Source organism: Mesorhizobium sp. M8A.F.Ca.ET.207.01.1.1, from assembly GCF_004794715.1.
Taxonomy (GTDB): Bacteria; Pseudomonadota; Alphaproteobacteria; order Rhizobiales; family Rhizobiaceae; genus Mesorhizobium.
On the sequence record NZ_SRUS01000007.1, the window covers coordinates 290,986 to 306,568 of the forward strand.

Annotated in this window: 16 protein-coding genes; 12 read left to right on the top strand and 4 right to left on the bottom strand. The window is 63.2% G+C overall.

Annotation, left to right across the window (positions count from 1 at the left end; translation table 11 throughout):
• Entirely contained in the window at positions 1-642 is a 642-nt protein-coding gene (locus EN850_RS22490) for a DUF47 domain-containing protein (RefSeq protein WP_135916818.1), read from the bottom strand.
• A gap of 222 nt (positions 643-864) precedes the next feature.
• Here EN850_RS22490 and EN850_RS22495 point away from each other — a divergent pair, with 222 nt between their 5' ends.
• The 12 genes from EN850_RS22495 to EN850_RS22550 all read left to right on the top strand — a co-directional run bounded on the left by EN850_RS22495 (position 865) and on the right by EN850_RS22550 (position 11,838).
• On the top strand, positions 865-1,242 hold the full coding sequence (locus EN850_RS22495; protein ID WP_136092258.1) for a VOC family protein: 378 nt from the start codon (positions 865-867) through the stop codon (positions 1,240-1,242).
• Positions 1,243-1,381: 139 nt separating this feature from the next.
• The gene (locus EN850_RS22500; protein ID WP_127276421.1) at positions 1,382-2,281 is read left to right on the top strand and encodes a LysR family transcriptional regulator; all 900 of its coding nucleotides are present in this window, start codon (positions 1,382-1,384) and stop codon (positions 2,279-2,281) included.
• Positions 2,282-2,415: 134 nt separating this feature from the next.
• A complete protein-coding gene (locus EN850_RS22505; protein ID WP_127276423.1) occupies positions 2,416-2,895 on the top strand; it encodes a formate dehydrogenase subunit gamma in 480 nt (159 codons plus the stop codon).
• The gene (locus tag EN850_RS22510; protein ID WP_136092259.1) at positions 2,892-4,448 is read left to right on the top strand and encodes an NADH-quinone oxidoreductase subunit NuoF; all 1,557 of its coding nucleotides are present in this window, start codon (positions 2,892-2,894) and stop codon (positions 4,446-4,448) included. The genes EN850_RS22505 and EN850_RS22510 overlap by 4 nt, the downstream gene beginning before the upstream one ends.
• 10 nt (positions 4,449-4,458) lie before the next feature.
• Positions 4,459-7,371, top strand: coding sequence for a formate dehydrogenase subunit alpha (fdhF, locus tag EN850_RS22515; RefSeq protein ID WP_136092260.1), 2,913 nt, complete (start codon positions 4,459-4,461; stop codon positions 7,369-7,371).
• Positions 7,372-7,454: 83 nt separating this feature from the next.
• Complete coding sequence (locus tag EN850_RS22520; RefSeq protein WP_136092261.1) at positions 7,455-7,655, top strand: hypothetical protein; 201 nt, start codon at positions 7,455-7,457, stop codon at positions 7,653-7,655.
• On the top strand, positions 7,655-8,482 hold the full coding sequence (fdhD, locus tag EN850_RS22525; RefSeq protein WP_136092262.1) for a formate dehydrogenase accessory sulfurtransferase FdhD: 828 nt from the start codon (positions 7,655-7,657) through the stop codon (positions 8,480-8,482). The genes EN850_RS22520 and fdhD overlap by 1 nt, the downstream gene beginning before the upstream one ends.
• Positions 8,472-8,783 carry a formate dehydrogenase subunit delta gene (locus tag EN850_RS22530; RefSeq protein WP_136092263.1) on the top strand — a complete coding sequence of 104 codons (312 nt, stop codon included), beginning with the start codon at positions 8,472-8,474 and terminating at the stop codon, positions 8,781-8,783. The genes fdhD and EN850_RS22530 overlap by 11 nt, the downstream gene beginning before the upstream one ends.
• A gap of 111 nt (positions 8,784-8,894) precedes the next feature.
• On the top strand, positions 8,895-10,448 hold the full coding sequence (locus EN850_RS22535) for an alpha/beta fold hydrolase (protein WP_136092264.1): 1,554 nt from the start codon (positions 8,895-8,897) through the stop codon (positions 10,446-10,448).
• A 109-nt stretch (positions 10,449-10,557) separates the two neighbouring features.
• A complete protein-coding gene (locus tag EN850_RS22540; protein WP_136092265.1) occupies positions 10,558-11,037 on the top strand; it encodes a carboxymuconolactone decarboxylase family protein in 480 nt (159 codons plus the stop codon).
• An 82-nt stretch (positions 11,038-11,119) separates the two neighbouring features.
• Positions 11,120-11,482, top strand: coding sequence for a nuclear transport factor 2 family protein (locus EN850_RS22545; RefSeq protein ID WP_127870674.1), 363 nt, complete (start codon positions 11,120-11,122; stop codon positions 11,480-11,482).
• 41 nt (positions 11,483-11,523) lie between these two features.
• Entirely contained in the window at positions 11,524-11,838 is a 315-nt protein-coding gene (locus tag EN850_RS22550; protein WP_127870673.1) for a hypothetical protein, read from the top strand.
• Positions 11,839-12,102: 264 nt separating this feature from the next.
• Here EN850_RS22550 and EN850_RS22555 read toward each other — a convergent pair whose 3' ends face one another.
• The 3 genes from EN850_RS22555 to EN850_RS22565 form a co-directional block, all read right to left on the bottom strand.
• On the bottom strand, positions 12,103-13,530 hold the full coding sequence (locus EN850_RS22555) for a gamma-aminobutyraldehyde dehydrogenase (RefSeq protein WP_135933093.1): 1,428 nt from the start codon (positions 13,528-13,530) through the stop codon (positions 12,103-12,105).
• A gap of 98 nt (positions 13,531-13,628) precedes the next feature.
• Entirely contained in the window at positions 13,629-14,444 is an 816-nt protein-coding gene (locus EN850_RS22560; RefSeq protein ID WP_135882948.1) for an ABC transporter permease, read from the bottom strand.
• Positions 14,434-15,399 carry an ABC transporter permease gene (locus EN850_RS22565; RefSeq protein WP_127279627.1) on the bottom strand — a complete coding sequence of 322 codons (966 nt, stop codon included), beginning with the start codon at positions 15,397-15,399 and terminating at the stop codon, positions 14,434-14,436. The genes EN850_RS22560 and EN850_RS22565 overlap by 11 nt, the downstream gene beginning before the upstream one ends.
• Positions 15,400-15,583: the final 184 nt, after the last annotated feature.

The window sequence follows — 15,583 nt, forward strand, 5'->3', positions numbered from 1 at the left end:
CTAGACGTTCTCGATGACGATGCCGCTGATCTCGTTGGCGACGTCCTCGAAACGGTCGACCACCTTCTCGAGCTGGCCATAGATTTCCGAGCCGATCAGATAGGCCATCGCATCACCGCCATTGTGGCGCTTGAACAAATCCTTCAAACCCTGCTCATGCAGGTCGTCTGCCCGGCCCTCGGCACGCATGACCTCCTCGGCGAGTTCATTGAGGCGTGTGCTGTTGGCGCCGACCTTGGCGAGCAGCGGGATCGCCTCCGCGACCAGCTTGGCGGTGTCGACGATGACGCCGCCCATTTCCTGCATCAGCGGATCGAATTCGCGCTTTTCGAACAGCCGCACCGTCTTGACGGTCTTGTGCATCGTGTCGATGGCGTCATCCATCGATTGGATCAGATCCTTGATGTCGCCGCGGTCGAAAGGCGTGATGAAAGACCGCCTCACCGCAAGCAGCACCTGCGCGGTTATGTCGTCCGCCTCGTTTTCGAGATCGATGATCTCCTGGCACCTGCGTTCGATATCCTTGCCCTGGAGAAGCAACTGGAGTGCCTCGGCGCCGGCGACCACGGTACGGGAATGCTGTTCGAACAGGTCGAAGAAGCGATCCTCGCGCGGCAACAGCTTGCGGAACCAGCCCAGCATGTTCGTCCCTCCCTGCGCACCAATTGCATCCACATAGCGTCGCACGCGGCCGCAGGAAACAGTAAGCCGGCTGAAAGATGTGGATCGGCGCCGTTTGAAGGCACAACTTGCAGCAAGGGCGCATGTCCTTGACGCTCGTCAAGCGGCTGGGCGGCCCTACTTCAGAAATGGCACGTTCGACGCAGTTCAATGACGAGGGAACAACCAGGAAAGGAGACGATCATGCTTGAAAACAGCAACGCAACAGCCAATCTCGCGGTCAGGGACCTTGCCAAGGCAAAGGCTTTCTATGAGGGGACGCTCGGCCTGAAACAGGTGCACGATGAGGGCGGCGAATTGATCGTGTACAAAAGCGGCGACACAACCATCAATGTCTATCGTTCCGAATTCGCGGGGACCAACAAGGCGACTGCGGTGACCTGGATGGTCGGCGACAAAATCGCCGATGTCGTCAAAGCCCTCAGGTCGAAGGGTGTCGCCTTCGAGCATTACGAGATGCCCGGCCTGACGATGGAGGGTGACCTCCATGTCGGCGGCGGCATGAAAGTCGCATGGTTCAAGGATCCGGACGGCAATATCCTCAATCTCGTGGACCGGTAAATCTCGGGATCGGGCAGCGCGAGAGCTTTCTTATGCATGTCGCTACCCCAAAACCGAAGTCACTTTTGGGCGACATGCATTGGATGATTGAGCACGGCACCATCTGGCGCGGTGCCGCCGCGCCGGATAGCTTCCGCCAATGATCGACAAGCTGGAATTCTTCATCGCGCTGGCCAGGGAAGAACATTTCGGCCGGGCCGCGGAAGTGTGCGGCGTCACCCAGCCGACGCTGTCGGCCGGCATCAAGCAACTGGAAGGCCAGCTCGGCGTCATGCTCGTCCTGCGCGGCTCGCGCTTTCAGGGCCTGACGCCGGAGGGCAAGCAGGTGCTGGTATGGGCGCGCCGCATCGTCGGCGACTCCAGGACCATGCGCGAGGAAATGCGGGCGGCGCGCCACGGTCTCTCCGGCCGCATTCGTATTGCCGCCATCCCGACAGCATTGGCCATGGTGGCCAGATTGACGACGCCCTTTCGAGACAAGCACCCGGGTGTCACCTTTTCGGTGCTGTCGCGAACCTCTATCGAAGTGCTTTCGCTGCTCGGCAATTTCGATGTCGATGCCGGCATCACCTATCTCGACAACGAACCGCTGGGACGGGTGACCAGCGTGCCGCTCTATGACGAGCGCTACCAATTGATCACCGCAATCGGCAATCCCTATTCCGACCGCGACAAAGTGACATGGGCCGAGATCAGCCAGCTGCCGCTTTGCCTTTTGACGCCGGACATGCAGAACCGCCGCATCATCGACCAGCACCTGGCCGAAGCCGGCGTGCAGGTGCGGCCGACGCTGGAATCGAATTCGATGATCGTGCTGTTCTCGCACATCCGGACCGGCAAATGGTCGTCGATCATGCCGCTCAACCTTGCGGAAACATTCGGTTTTTCCGAACCGATCCGGGCCATTCCGATCGTCGAGCCCGATGCCAGCCACACGGTCGGGCTGGTCGCCGCACCGCGCGAGCCGCACACGCCGCTGGTGCAGGCGCTGCTGGACGAGGCGATGGCGCTGGCAGACGATTTCCGCGCGCACCGCTAGGCTAGACAATGCTGACTGAAGCCCATCGATAGAAATTTTCTATCGAGCAACGAAACGGCTTTATTGATTTCGCGGGTTTCCTCTGATTTTGTAAAGACTTAGCGCTAAAAGCTATCGACCAGGGAGGGCGCTGCATGACGATGCAGCCTGCAAGTACCGAGATCGCCTCACGCACTGCGGCGATTATCCAGGAGTTGAAGGACCTCGAGGGTCCGCTGCTGCCGATCCTCCACGGCATTCAGGAAGAGTTCGGCCACGTACCGCACGACGCCGTGCCCGTGATTGCCGATGGGCTGAACCTGTCCAGGGCCGAGGTGCACGGCGTCGTGACCTTCTATCACGACTTCCGCGCCCGCCCGGCCGGCCGGCACGTGCTCAAGCTCTGCCAGGCGGAAGCCTGCCAGTCGATGGGTTCGGACGCGGTCGCCGCCAGGATCAAGCAGTTGCTCGGCATCGATTTCCACGAGACCACGCGTGACGGATCGGTTACGCTCGAGCCGGTCTATTGTCTCGGGCTGTGCGCCTGTTCGCCGTCGGCGATGCTGGACGGCGAGGTGATCGGACGGCTCGATGACGAAAAGATCGACGAGATCGTAGCCGAGGTGCGCTCATGACCCCCCGCATCTACATTCCCGGAGATTCCGGCGCGCTGGCGGTGGGCGCGGAAAAGGTCGCCAAGGCGATCGCAAACGAGCTTGCCGAGCGCGGCATCGAGGCCAAGATCGTGCGCAATGGCTCGCGTGGCGCCTATTTCCTCGAACCGATGGTCGAAGTGGCGACAGCCAATGGCCGTGTCGCCTACGGGCCGGTGAAGCCGTCGGACGTGAAAAGCCTGTTCGACAGCGGCTTCCTCAAGGGCGGACACCACAAGCGCTGGCTCGGCGCGCCCGACAAAATCCCGTTCCTCGCCAAGCAGACACGCCTGACCTTCGCGCGCTGCGGCATCAACGACCCGCTGTCGCTCGATGCCTACAAATCGCTCGGCGGATTGAAAGGCCTGCAGAATGCAGTGGCCATGGCGCCCGCCGACATCGTCAGCCAAGTGACTGACTCCGGACTGCGGGGGCGTGGCGGCGCCGGCTTCCCGACCGGTATCAAGTGGAAGACGGTGCTCGATACGACATCGGAACGCAAATACATCGTCTGCAACGCCGATGAGGGCGACAGCGCCACCTTCGCCGACCGCATGATCATGGAGGGCGACCCCTTCGTGCTCATCGAAGGCATGACCATCGCCGGCATCGCCACCGGCGCGACCAAGGGATTTGTCTACATCCGCTCGGAATATCCGCATGCGGTGGCAACAATGAACAAGGCCGTCGAGATTGCCCGCAAGCACGGCGTGCTCGGCGTCAATGTGCTGGGTTCGCCCAATGCCTTCGACATGGAAATCCGCGTCGGCGCCGGCGCCTATGTCTGCGGCGAGGAAACCTCGTTGCTCAACAGCCTGGAGGGCAAGCGCGGCGTGGTGCGTGCCAAGCCGCCGCTGCCCGCGATCCAAGGCTTGTTCGGCAAGCCGACGGTGATCAACAACGTCATCTCGCTGGCTTCCGTGCCTATCATCATGGACAAGGGCGCCGCCTTCTACAAGGATTTCGGCATGGGCCGCTCGCGCGGCACGATCCCGATCCAGATCGCCGGCAACGTCAAGCAAGGCGGCCTGTTCGAAACCGCTTTCGGCCTGACGCTGGGCGAGATCGTCGACGATATCGGCGGCGGCACGTCCACCGGACGTCCCGTGAAGGCGGTGCAGGTCGGCGGCCCGCTCGGTGCCTACTTCCCGCGCGCATTGTTCGACACGCCGTTCGACTACGAAGAATTCGCCAAGCGCGATGGACTGATCGGCCACGCCGGTATCACGATTTTCGACGATACCGCCGACATGCTGAAGCAGGCACGCTTCGCCATGGAATTCTGCGCCATCGAAAGCTGCGGCAAGTGCACGCCTTGCCGCATCGGCTCGACGCGAGGCGTGGAAACCATCGACAGGCTCGCCGCCGGCATCGAGCCGGAGAAGAACCTCGCTCTGGTCACCGACCTCTGCAACACGATGAAGTTCGGGTCGCTCTGCGCGCTGGGCGGCTTCACGCCCTACCCGGTGATGAGCTCGATCACGCATTTCCCCGAGGATTTCAAGCCCGCGCCGGCGCGCGTGGCTGCTGAATAGGAGCTGGCAGATGAACATCAAGGCCGACTTCCCGACGCTCATCGAAGAACTCGATTACGGAACGCCGCAATCGAAGGCTGAGAAGCAGGTCACGCTGACCGTCGATGGCCGCTCGATCAGCGTGCCGGAAGGCACGTCGATCATGCGCGCGGCGATGGAGGGTGGGGTCGAAATCCCGAAACTCTGCGCCACAGACATGCTGGACTCCTTCGGTTCCTGCCGCGTGTGCCTCGTCGAGATCGAAGGACGCGGCGGCACGCCGGCTTCCTGCACCACGCCGGTCGGCGAAGGCATGGTGGTGCGCACGCAGTCGGACAGGCTCGACGCCATCCGCCGCGGCGTCATGGAACTCTACGTCTCCGACCATCCTACCGGCTGGAACGAGAAGGCCGGAACCGGCGCCAGCGAGTTCGATGTGGTGGCGAAGTCCGTCGGCCTGACCGAAAACCGCTACGGCGTCGAGGGCCGCAACCACGTCAAGGAAGAAAATGGCGTCGCGCCGGGCCATGGCTCGCTCGCGGTCGATTACATCGCCCGCGACGAATCCAACCCTTATTTCACCTATGATCCGGCGCAATGCATCGTCTGCTCGCGCTGCGTGCGCGCCTGCGAAGAGGTGCAAGGCACTTTCGCGCTGACCATCGAGGGCCGCGGCTTCGAATCGCGCATGGTCGCCGGCATGCACGAGGACTTCATCGCCTCCGAATGCGTATCCTGCGGCGCCTGCGTGCAGGCCTGCCCGACCGATGCGCTGCGCGAGAAGACCGTGCTCGAAAAGGGCCTGCCGGAGCGCTCCGCCGTGACCACCTGCGCCTATTGCGGCGTCGGCTGCTCGTTCAAGGCCGAAGTGAAGGGCGACGAAGTCATCCGCATGATGCCCTACAAGGAGGGCATGGCAAACCACGGCCATTCCTGCGTCAAGGGCCGCTTCGCCTATGGCTACGCCACGCACAAGGACCGCATCCTGTCGCCGATGATCCGCGAAAAGGTCAGCGATCCCTGGCGCGAAGTGAGCTGGGAAGAGGCGATCGCCCATACGGCCAAGGAATTCCGCCGCATCCAGTACCAGTACGGCCGCACCGCGATCGGCGGCATCACCTCTTCGCGCTGCACCAATGAAGAGACCTATCTCGTCCAGAAACTGGTACGGCAAGGCTTCCGCAACAACAATGTCGACACCTGCGCGCGCGTCTGCCATTCGCCGACCGGTTACGGCCTTGGCCAGACCTACGGCACCTCGGCCGGCACGCAGGACTTCGATTCCGTCGAATTCACCGACGTCGCCGTCATCATCGGCGCCAATCCGGCGTCCGCGCATCCGGTGTTCGCCTCGCGGCTGAAGAAGCGGCTGCGCCAAGGCGCCAAGCTCATCGTGCTCGATCCGCGCCGCACCGAGATGGTCAAGTCGGCGCATGTCGAAGCCGACTACCATTTGCCGCTGAAGCCCGGCACCAATGTCGCCGTGCTGACGTCGCTGGCGCATGTCATCGTCACCGAGGGCCTTTTCGACGAAGCCTTCATCCGCGAGCGCTGCGACTGGGCCGAATTCCAGGACTGGGCATCCTTCGTCGCCCTGCCGGAAAACAGCCCCGAAACCGTCGGCAAGCTGTCCGGCGTCGATCCCGAGCTGATCCGCGGTGCGGCGCGCCTCTACGCCAAGGGCGGCAATGGCGCGATCTATTACGGCCTCGGCGTCACCGAGCACAGCCAGGGCTCGACCACGGTGATGGCCATCGCCAACCTTGCAATGGCCACCGGCAATATCGGCCGCCCAGGCGTCGGCGTGAACCCGCTGCGCGGCCAGAACAACGTGCAGGGCTCGTGCGACATGGGCTCGTTCCCACATGAGCTGCCGGGCTACCGGCACATTTCGGGCGACGCGGTGCGCGACATCTATGAGAGCCTGTGGGGCGTGAAGCTGGACGACGAACCCGGCCTGCGCATCCCCAACATGCTGGATGCCGCCGTCGACGGCTCCTTCAAGGGCATCTACATCCAGGGCGAGGACATCCTGCAGTCCGATCCCGACACCAAGCATGTCGCCGCCGGCCTTGCCGCCATGGAATGCGTGGTCGTGCACGACCTCTTCCTCAACGAGACGGCGAACTACGCGCACGTCTTCCTGCCCGGCTCGACCTTCCTCGAGAAAGACGGCACCTTCACCAATGCCGAGCGCCGCATCAACATGGTGCGCAAAGTGCTGGAGCCGAAGGCGCGCTTTGCCGACTGGGAGGCGACACAGGAGCTTGCCCGCGCCATCGGTCTCGACTGGAACTATACGCATCCGGCCGAAATCATGGACGAGATCGCCAAGACGACGCCAAGCTTCGCCAATGTCTCCTTCGATCTGCTCGACCGCGTCGGCTCCGTGCAATGGCCCTGCAATGACAAGGCGCCGCTCGGCACGCCGATCATGCATGTCGACGGCTTCGTGCGCGGCAAGGGCAAGTTCATCCGCACCGAGTATGTGGCGACGGACGAAAGGACCGGACCGCGCTTCCCGCTGCTGCTGACCACCGGCCGTATCCTCAGCCAGTACAATGTCGGCGCGCAGACGCGGCGCACCGACAACGTCATGTGGCACTCGGAAGACCGGCTGGAGATCCATCCGCACGATGCCGAGAACCGCGGCCTGCGCGATGGCGACTGGGTTCGGCTGACCAGCCGCTCGGGCGAGACGACGCTGCGCGCGCTGATCACCGACCGGGTGTCGCCGGGCGTGGTCTACACCACCTTCCACCATCCCGACACGCAGGCCAACGTCATCACCACCGACTTCTCCGACTGGGCGACCAACTGCCCGGAGTACAAGGTGACGGCGGTGCAGGTCGGCGCCTCCAACGGCCCGTCGGAATGGCAGCGCGACTATAACGAGCAAGCCGAGAACAGCCGCCGCATCGCGCCGCTGCAGGCGGCGGAGTAGTCCTGGCTCAGTCGCCCACGTGGAACTGAAGGTGACCCCGATCATTGGAGAGGCGAAGGGTGACTAGGAAGGAAGCCTACGAAATGCTCCTTCGCCTTTGTGAGAAGCAAGGCGCTGATCTGGATCGCTTTCTTAGCGATATTCAGGGACATGCTGCGAAAGAGGATTTCGAAAAGCTTCGTGGCATTGTCGGCAAGATAATGGGCAATGGGCACTATGAGGCATTTGAAGCCATTGCGCATGATGTTCCCGAACTGACACCCGTTTGGATGAAGCGAACCTGATGCGTCCCCGCCCGCCTCTCAGCCAAGTTTCCCGCTTGGCGCACCGCGCCAGCGGTACGACGGCGGCCAACCGCATGGTGCCGGAGGAGACGCCGGTGGCGTTCTCCTTCGCCGGCACCACGCATGCGGTGATGATGGCAAGCCCGGCAGACTTCGAGGATTTCGCACTCGGTTTCTCGCTGACCGAAGGCATCATTGCTTCCCCTGAAGAGATCGAAGCGATCGAAATCGAGGATCATGGCGCCGGCATCGACATCCAGATCCGGCTGAAGGACCTCGCCAATACGCGCTTCGAGGCCCGCCGCCGCAGGCTTGCCGGGCCGGTCGGCTGCGGGCTCTGCGGCATTGAATCCATCGAGGAAGCAATGCGGTCGGTTGATGGCGTTGGTGCGTCAAAACTTACGCTTGATGCCGACGACATCGTGCGCTCCGTCAAGCTGTTGTCGAAGGTGCAGCCGCTGCACACGGAAACCGGAGCCGTGCATGCCGCCGGCTTCTACATCCCCGGCAAGGGCGTCGTCATGGCGCGCGAGGATGTCGGTCGCCACAATGCGCTAGACAAGCTGGCGGGCGCGCTGGCCAAGACCAATATCGATGGCGCATCGGGCGCTGTCGTGGTGACCAGCCGTGTTTCGGTCGAGATGGTGCAGAAGACGGCGGCGATCGGTTCTGCCTTCGTCATCGCTGTTTCCGCGCCCACCGCACTTGCCATCCGCACGGCGCAGGAAGCCGGCATGACGCTGGTGGCGTTGGTGCGCGGCGACGATTTCGATGTTTTTACCCACCCTGACCGGGTGATCTCCGGAGTTGCCCAGCATGTCGCATGACGAAGACCACATCATGAGCACCAGAGAAAAGCTGGTGCGCATGGCCAACCAGATCGCCGCTTTTTTCCACTCCAGGCCACGCGAGGAAGGCATTGCCGGCGTCGCCGAGCACATCAACAAGTTCTGGGAGCCGAGGATGCGGCGCCAGTTCTTCGAGATGCTGGACAGCGGCGGTGAGGGCCTCGACGAACTGGTTGTGGTCGCTTCGGCCAGGATCAAGCGGCCGATCACCCCGGCAGAGGCCGATCTCAAGCTCGGCCTCAAGGCCTTCCCGGCCGACGTAGCAGCCTCGCAAAAATAGCCGCCGGGCCGCGCCGCTTATATTCCGCGTCGCTAAAGTTTAGGCTGCCGCACCCGGCGCGGCTCTGCTATGGTTGGCGATCAGAAATCGTCAGGCCGGGCGGACAACCTCGTGAGGCCGATCGAGACCCGATACGCCCTTAGCGGCGAAGTGCGGATCGCCTATCAGGTGGTCGGCCAGGGTTCGCTTGATCTTGTCTTCGTCCCGGGCTTCATTTCCAATCTCGACCTGCATTGGGAAGACGAGGGCTATACAAGGCTCTTGCGGCGGCTTTCAGCGTTCTCGCGGCTGATCCTGTTCGACAAGCGCGGCACCGGCCTTTCCGACCGTGTCGATGCGCACAACCTACCCAGTCTGGAAACGCGTATGGACGATGTGCGCGCGGTGATGGACGCCGCCGGCAGCGGTCGTGCTGCCCTGCTTGGTGCTTCGGAAGGCGCGCCGATGGCAATGCTGTTCGCCGCCACCTATCCCGAGCGGACGCGGGCACTGACGCTCTATGGCGGCTATGCGCATTTCCACAAATGGGTGATGCCGCCGAAACGCCTGAACGCCTTCATCGTTACGACCGAGACTGCCTGGGGCACCGGTGCCACCTTGCCGAATTTCGCACCGGGCCGGGTCGACGACGCGCATTTTACCCAGTGGTGGGCCCGTTTCGAGCGGCTGTCGGCGAGCCCGACGGCAGCGGCGGCACTGGCGCGAATGAACGCGGAAATCGACGTACGTGGCGTGCTGGCGGCGATCAGCGCGCCGACGCTGCTGATCCATCGCCGCAACGATGCGCGGGTCGATCCAGACGCCAGCCGCTTCCTGGCCAGGAAAATCCCGAATGCGCGGCTGGTTGAGATTCCAGGGCGCGACCATCCGATCTGGACCGGCGATGTCGACCGGGTGGCCGACCTGATCGAAGAATTCCTGACCGGCGAGCGCGCCGTGGCGGGAGCCGAGCGCGTCCTGGCGGCGCTTCTGGTGACACGCATCTACGACACTGCACGGCTGGGCGACAGGATGTGGAGCGAACGCAGCGAGCATTTCCACGAAACATGGCGGACACTTGTGGCGCGCCATGGCGGGCGCTGTGCGGATTTGCACGGCGAAATGATGATTTCGCGCTTCGACGGCCCGGGGCGGGCCTTACGCTGCGCGGCGGCGTTACGCGACGCGGCGCAGCAAATCGGGGTGGCAACCGCGCAAGGGGCGCATGTCGGCGAGATCGAATCGCGTGGAGCCTCAGCAGGATTGACGGGCCGCGTGACGATACAGCTCGCCGCTCACGCAGGGCGCGGCGAGATATTGGCGTCGAAGCTGGTCGCCGATCTGGCAGTCGGCTCGGGACTTCATTTCGTCGATCGCGGGCGTGTCGACATCGACGAGTTGGAGGAGCCGCTGGCGCTCGTGCTTGCGATGTCCGAACAGCACCTGGAGCCGGCCTGCCGGCCCAAGACCAGGGCGACCGAACCGGCTTGCCTGACCATACGCGAGAGCGAAGTCGTGAGTTTGATCGCCGATGGCAAGAGCAATGCGGCGATCGCCGCTGAACTCAGGCTGAGCGAGCACACGGTCAAGCGCCACGTCGCCAACATACTGCTCAAGCTCGACCTGCCATCGCGAGCGGCGGCGGCGGCATTTTCCGTCAGGACCGCTGGCCCGGACGGGCCATAAGAGCCATGGCGCTTTCGGGCGAAGCGGCCATACCGATGTAAGCGCTATCAATCTCCCCCATGCAGGCCACGCGGATATCACCCGGAAGGCGCTGCGAACGGAGGATGAAATGCCCAAGTCAAAGCTGAGTCTCAGATTACTTGTGATCGCGGCAGGCATTGGCGCGCTGTCAACGCTCTCTCCCGCAAAAGCCGAGGATGCATCGGCGACGGCCGCCTACAAGGACATCCAGGCGACGCTCGGCTCGGTGCCGGATATGTTCAAGACACTGCCCGACGTCGCCATCGCCGGCGCCTGGGCCGAGATCAAGGGCGTCCAGCTCAACCCCAAGACCGCGCTCGACGGCAAGACCAAGGAGTTGATGGGGCTCGCGGTCGCGTCGCAGATCCCGTGCCAGTATTGCATCTATTTCCCCACCGAAGCCGCCAAGCTCAACGGCGCCAGCGACGAGGAGATCAAGGAGACGATCGCGATGGCGGCAATCGTTCGCCATTGGTCGACAATCCTCAACGGCAACCAGGTCGATCTCGCGACCTTCAAGAAGCAGACCGACGACGTATTCGCAGCCGTAAAGGCCAAGTCGCAGTGAAGACACCGGCCCGGCGATGAGCGCCGGGCCGCACCTCAAAACATCGACTGCCGATCGTGAAGATGGGCATATGGAGGATAAAATGCTGACCAAGACCCAAATAGTGGACGGCCCGGCGATCAAAAAGGCGATCGAAGGCCGTGATGGAAAGACGCTGTCGAGCTTCTATGCCGACGATGCGCTGGTGCGGGTGATCGACCGCAACAACCCGCCGAGCAAGCCACGCGAAATCCGTGGGCGAGCGGCGATCACGACGTTCTGGGACGATATCTGCAGCCGGGCGATGACCCACAAGGTCGACACCACCATCGCCAACGGCGACAGCCTCGCCTTCACCCAGGCCTGCGCCTATCCGGACGGCACAAAAGTGTTCGCCGCGGCGATGCTGGAGCTGAAGAACGGGCAGATCGCACGGCAGACCGTCGTGCAGGCCTGGGACGAGTAGATCAACCGCGGGCTCAACCGCAATCTCGGAGGAGAACCAACATGTTCAGCGCCAGATGGCAGATCGACGCCAAGTTCGGACACAAGCAGACCGTGCTCGAATTGCTCAGGAAATGGGAACGCGAGATCGGTTCGCAGGTCGGCCTCGCCGACCTGAAATTCCAGATCATGACCGGATCGATCGGCGCGCGCGAGGCGACGGTCGAGTCGCATCACGAGGTCGAAAGCCTGGCCAAGCTGGAAGAATTCTTCGCCAAGATCGGCAAGATCGACGCGCACGCCAAATGGGGGAAGGAGATGGACCCCTATGTCGTGTCGGGCACCAGCCTGTGGAACATCTATCGCATCGTGGAGTAGCAAACGCGGCCGCAGCTCTCCCCTTTGTGGAGAGGTCGGATTGCCCCGATTTGTCCTTCACAAATCGGTTGGCAATCCGGGTGAGGGGTAAGTTGGCGCCAAGCTGGAACACCCCTCATCCGTCTTGCCGCTTCGCGACAAGCCACCTTCTCCCACAAGGGGAGAAGGGAAAGTGGCCACCGCCCGGCCCTTCGCTATGGCTCCGGGCGTTCGTCGCTCGAAAAGCCCCTTTAGGGGCTTTTCGTCCGCAGCGCGGACCGCTCCTCACCCATGCGCAACCATCACATGGCGCACGGCGGTGTAGTCTTCCAGCGCGTAGAGTGACATGTCCTTGCCGTAGCCGGACTGTTTCAGGCCGCCATGCGGCATCTCGTTGGTCAGCATGAAGTGGGTGTTGATCCAGGTGCAGCCATATTGCAGGCGTGCCGCTGTCGCCATGGCGCGCGAGACGTCCTTCGTCCACACCGACGAGGCCAGGCCGTAATCGCTGTCGTTGGCCCAGTTCACCGCCTCGTCGACATCCGTGAAACGAGTGATCGAGACGACCGGGCCGAACACTTCCCGGCGCACGATCTCGTCTTCCTGTAGTGCCCCGGCAACGACCGTCGGCTGGTAGTAGAAGCCGGTGCCCTCGCCCGGCTTGCCGCCGGTGGTGATCTCGATGTGTTTCAGTTCCGAAGCGCGCTCGACGAAACTCGATACGCGGTCGCGCTGGCGGCGCGAGATCAGCGGCCCGATCTCGTTCTCGGTGTCGTCTGATAGATTGTACTTGATGGTCGAGACGGCGGAAGAAAGATCGGCGACAAGCTTGTCGTAGATTTTCTTGCCGGCATAGATGCGGCAGGCCGCTGTGCAGTCCTGGCCGGCATTGTAGTAGCCGAAGGCGCGCAGGCCGTTGACGACGGCGCCAAGGTCGGCGTCGTCGAAGACGATGACCGGTGCCTTGCCGCCAAGTTCCAGATGCGTGCGCTTGACCGATTTGGCCGCGGCCTGCAGCACCTTCTTGCCGGTGGCGACGTCGCCGGTGATCGAGATCATATTGACCTTGGGATGGTTGATCAGCGTGTTGCCGACGCTGTCGCCCCGGCCAAGCACGACATTGACGACGCCCTCGGGAAGCACGTCGGCCAGAATCCTGGCCAGCTTCAACGTCGTCAGCGGTGTCTGTTCCGACGGCTTGAAGACCACGGTGTTGCCGCCGGCAATCGCCGGCGCCAGCTTCCAGGCCATCATCATCAGCGGATAGTTCCACGGCGCAATCGAAGCGACGATGCCGATCGCGTCGCGCCGCACCATCGAGGTATGGCCCGGCAGATATTCGCCCGCGACGACGCCGGGCATGGAGCGCACCGCGCCGGCGAAGAAGCGGTAGCAGTCGACGATGGCCGGGATTTCGTCATTGAGCACGGCGTTGATCGGCTTGCCGCAGTTCAGCGCTTCGAGCGTGGCGAACTCCCTGGCCTCGGCTTCGATGCGGTCGGCGATTTTGAGCAGGTAGCCGGAGCGTTGCGCCGGCGTGGTGCGCGACCACGAGACGAACGCTTGTTCGGCGGCCGCCACGGCGGCCTCGATCTGTGCCTGGCTGGCTTCCGGCAGGTTGAGAATGGTCGCCCCGGTCTTCGGATTGAGGATCGGCTCGTCGGTCTCGGTGCCCTTTTCGAATTTCGAGCCGATCAGCATCTGGGTGTCCATCAGATTTCTCCCTTGGAAGGAGCGAATGAGGAGCAGCGAATAGCGAGCAGGGTTTGGCTGTCGATTTTTGCTACTCGCTACTCCCTATTCGCTTTTTTTCATTTCCCGCTTCCGGCGATCTGGTCGCCGTCGCGGGTCAGGTAGTAGGCAAAAAGGATCGGCAGCAGCGTCACCAGCACGACGACCATGGCCACGACATTGGTGACCGGTCGCTGGCGCGGGCGGATCAGTTCCTCCAGCATCCAGATCGGCACGGTCTGCTGCTGGCCGGCGGTGAAGGTGGTGACGATGACCTCATCGAAGGACAGCGCGAAGGCCAGCATACCGCCGGCAAGCAGTGCCGTGGCGATGTTGGGCAGCACGACATGCCTGAAGGTCTGGAAGCCGTCGGCGCCGAGATCCATCGAAGCTTCGATCATCGAACCCGAGGTGCGGCGGAACCGGGCGACCGCATTGTTGTAGACCACGACCACGCAGAAAGTGGCGTGGCCGAGCACGATCGTCCAGAACGAGAACGGAATGTCGGCCAGCGCAAAGGCCGAGCGCAGCGCGATGCCGGTGATGATGCCGGGCAGCGCGATCGGGAGGATGACCAGCAGCGAAATGGTTTCGCGGCCGAAGAATTTCGTTCGCGACACGGCGGCGGCGCACAGCGTGCCGAGCACCAGCGCAATCGTGGTCGAGATGGCGGCGACGCGGACCGACAGTGACAGCGCTTCCCAGACATCGGGTCGGTTCCAGGTGACGGCGAACCATTGCGTGGTCAAGCCCGGCGGCGGCCAGACGAAGCTCTTCTCCTCGGTGGTGAAGGCATAGACGAAGATCAGGAGGATCGGCAGATGCAGGAAGAGCAGGCCGCAGGCGGCCGCGATCTTCAGGCCAAGGGGAGCCGACTGGCTGCGGTCAGAGCGCATCGAAGGCCCCCATGCGCTTGGCGCCCCAGAGGTAGAAACCCATGATGACGATGGGCACCACGGTGAAGGCGGCGGCGAGCGGGATGTTGCCGGCGGTACCTTGCTGCGAATAGACGGCCTGGCCGATGAACAGGCGCGAGGTGCCGATGATCTGCGGGATGATGTAGTCGCCCAGCGTCAGTGAGAAGGTGAAGATCGAGCCGGCGACGATGCCGGGCAGCGCCAGCGGGAACAGCACGTTGCGGAAGGTCTGGCCGGGCGAGGCGCCGAGATCGGACGAGGCCTCGACCAGATTGCCGGGCACGCGCTCGAGGGCCGCCTGCACCGGCAGGATCATGAAGGGCAGCCAGACATAGACGAAGACGATGAAGGTGCCGGTAAAGGACACCGACAGCGAATTGCCGCCGACCACGGGCAGCGAGAGCCAGCTATCGAGCAGCCACAGCAGATGCAGCTTGGCGAGCAGCCAGGTCAAAATGCCTTCCTTGGCCAGGATCAGCTTCCAGGCATAAATCTTGACCAGATAGCTCGACCACAGCGGCAGCATGACGCCGAGATAGAACAGCGCTTTCCAGCGGCCGCGCGCGTAACGCGCGGCATAGTAGGCTATGGGGAAGGCGACGATAGCCGAGGCCAGTGTGACCAGTGCCGCCATCGTCACCGTGCGCAGGATGATGTCGAGATTGGCGGCCTGCAACAGGTCGCCATAGGTCTTCAGCGTGAACTGCCGGTTGATGAGGCCGGAGAACTCGTCGATGGAGAAGAAGCTCTGCGCCAACAGCGCGAACAGCGAGCCGATATAGACGATGCCGAGCCACAGAACCGGCGGCAGCAGCATGAGCAGCAGCAGGAGCTGCGGTCGGCGCCAGAACAGGTCCGACAGCGCGCCGCGCAGGCCGCCGCTGCCGGGCAGGATGGCTGGGGCGGGATTGGCGTTGAGGGCGGCGATGGTCATGGGACCACCCTGTGGCAGTGGGGCTTATAGGAGAGGCAGCGATCCTTCACGCCCCCCTCTGTCCTGCCGGACATCTCCCCCACGAGGGGGGAGATTGGCAGCTTCAGCGCCTCGCTCATTCCCGCAACGTTGCTGATTGGCGAAAGCAGTCGCGACATCCAATCTCCCCCCTCGTGGGGGAGAT

Excerpts from the sequence above, each read along its gene's own strand:
- EN850_RS22490 (WP_135916818.1), bottom strand. The coding sequence starts at position 642 with ATGCTGGGCTGGTTCCGCAAGCTGTTGCCGCGCGAGGATCGCTTCTTC.
- EN850_RS22495 (WP_136092258.1), top strand. The coding sequence starts at position 865 with ATGCTTGAAAACAGCAACGCAACAGCCAATCTCGCGGTCAGGGACCTT.
- EN850_RS22500 (WP_127276421.1), top strand. The coding sequence starts at position 1,382 with ATGATCGACAAGCTGGAATTCTTCATCGCGCTGGCCAGGGAAGAACAT.
- EN850_RS22505 (WP_127276423.1), top strand. The coding sequence starts at position 2,416 with ATGACGATGCAGCCTGCAAGTACCGAGATCGCCTCACGCACTGCGGCG.
- EN850_RS22510 (WP_136092259.1), top strand. The coding sequence starts at position 2,892 with ATGACCCCCCGCATCTACATTCCCGGAGATTCCGGCGCGCTGGCGGTG.
- fdhF (WP_136092260.1), top strand. The coding sequence starts at position 4,459 with ATGAACATCAAGGCCGACTTCCCGACGCTCATCGAAGAACTCGATTAC.
- EN850_RS22520 (WP_136092261.1), top strand. The coding sequence starts at position 7,455 with ATGCTCCTTCGCCTTTGTGAGAAGCAAGGCGCTGATCTGGATCGCTTT.
- fdhD (WP_136092262.1), top strand. The coding sequence starts at position 7,655 with ATGCGTCCCCGCCCGCCTCTCAGCCAAGTTTCCCGCTTGGCGCACCGC.
- EN850_RS22530 (WP_136092263.1), top strand. The coding sequence starts at position 8,472 with ATGTCGCATGACGAAGACCACATCATGAGCACCAGAGAAAAGCTGGTG.
- EN850_RS22540 (WP_136092265.1), top strand. The coding sequence starts at position 10,558 with ATGCCCAAGTCAAAGCTGAGTCTCAGATTACTTGTGATCGCGGCAGGC.
- EN850_RS22545 (WP_127870674.1), top strand. The coding sequence starts at position 11,120 with ATGCTGACCAAGACCCAAATAGTGGACGGCCCGGCGATCAAAAAGGCG.
- EN850_RS22550 (WP_127870673.1), top strand. The coding sequence starts at position 11,524 with ATGTTCAGCGCCAGATGGCAGATCGACGCCAAGTTCGGACACAAGCAG.
- EN850_RS22555 (WP_135933093.1), bottom strand. The coding sequence starts at position 13,530 with ATGGACACCCAGATGCTGATCGGCTCGAAATTCGAAAAGGGCACCGAG.
- EN850_RS22560 (WP_135882948.1), bottom strand. The coding sequence starts at position 14,444 with ATGCGCTCTGACCGCAGCCAGTCGGCTCCCCTTGGCCTGAAGATCGCG.
- EN850_RS22565 (WP_127279627.1), bottom strand. The coding sequence starts at position 15,399 with ATGACCATCGCCGCCCTCAACGCCAATCCCGCCCCAGCCATCCTGCCC.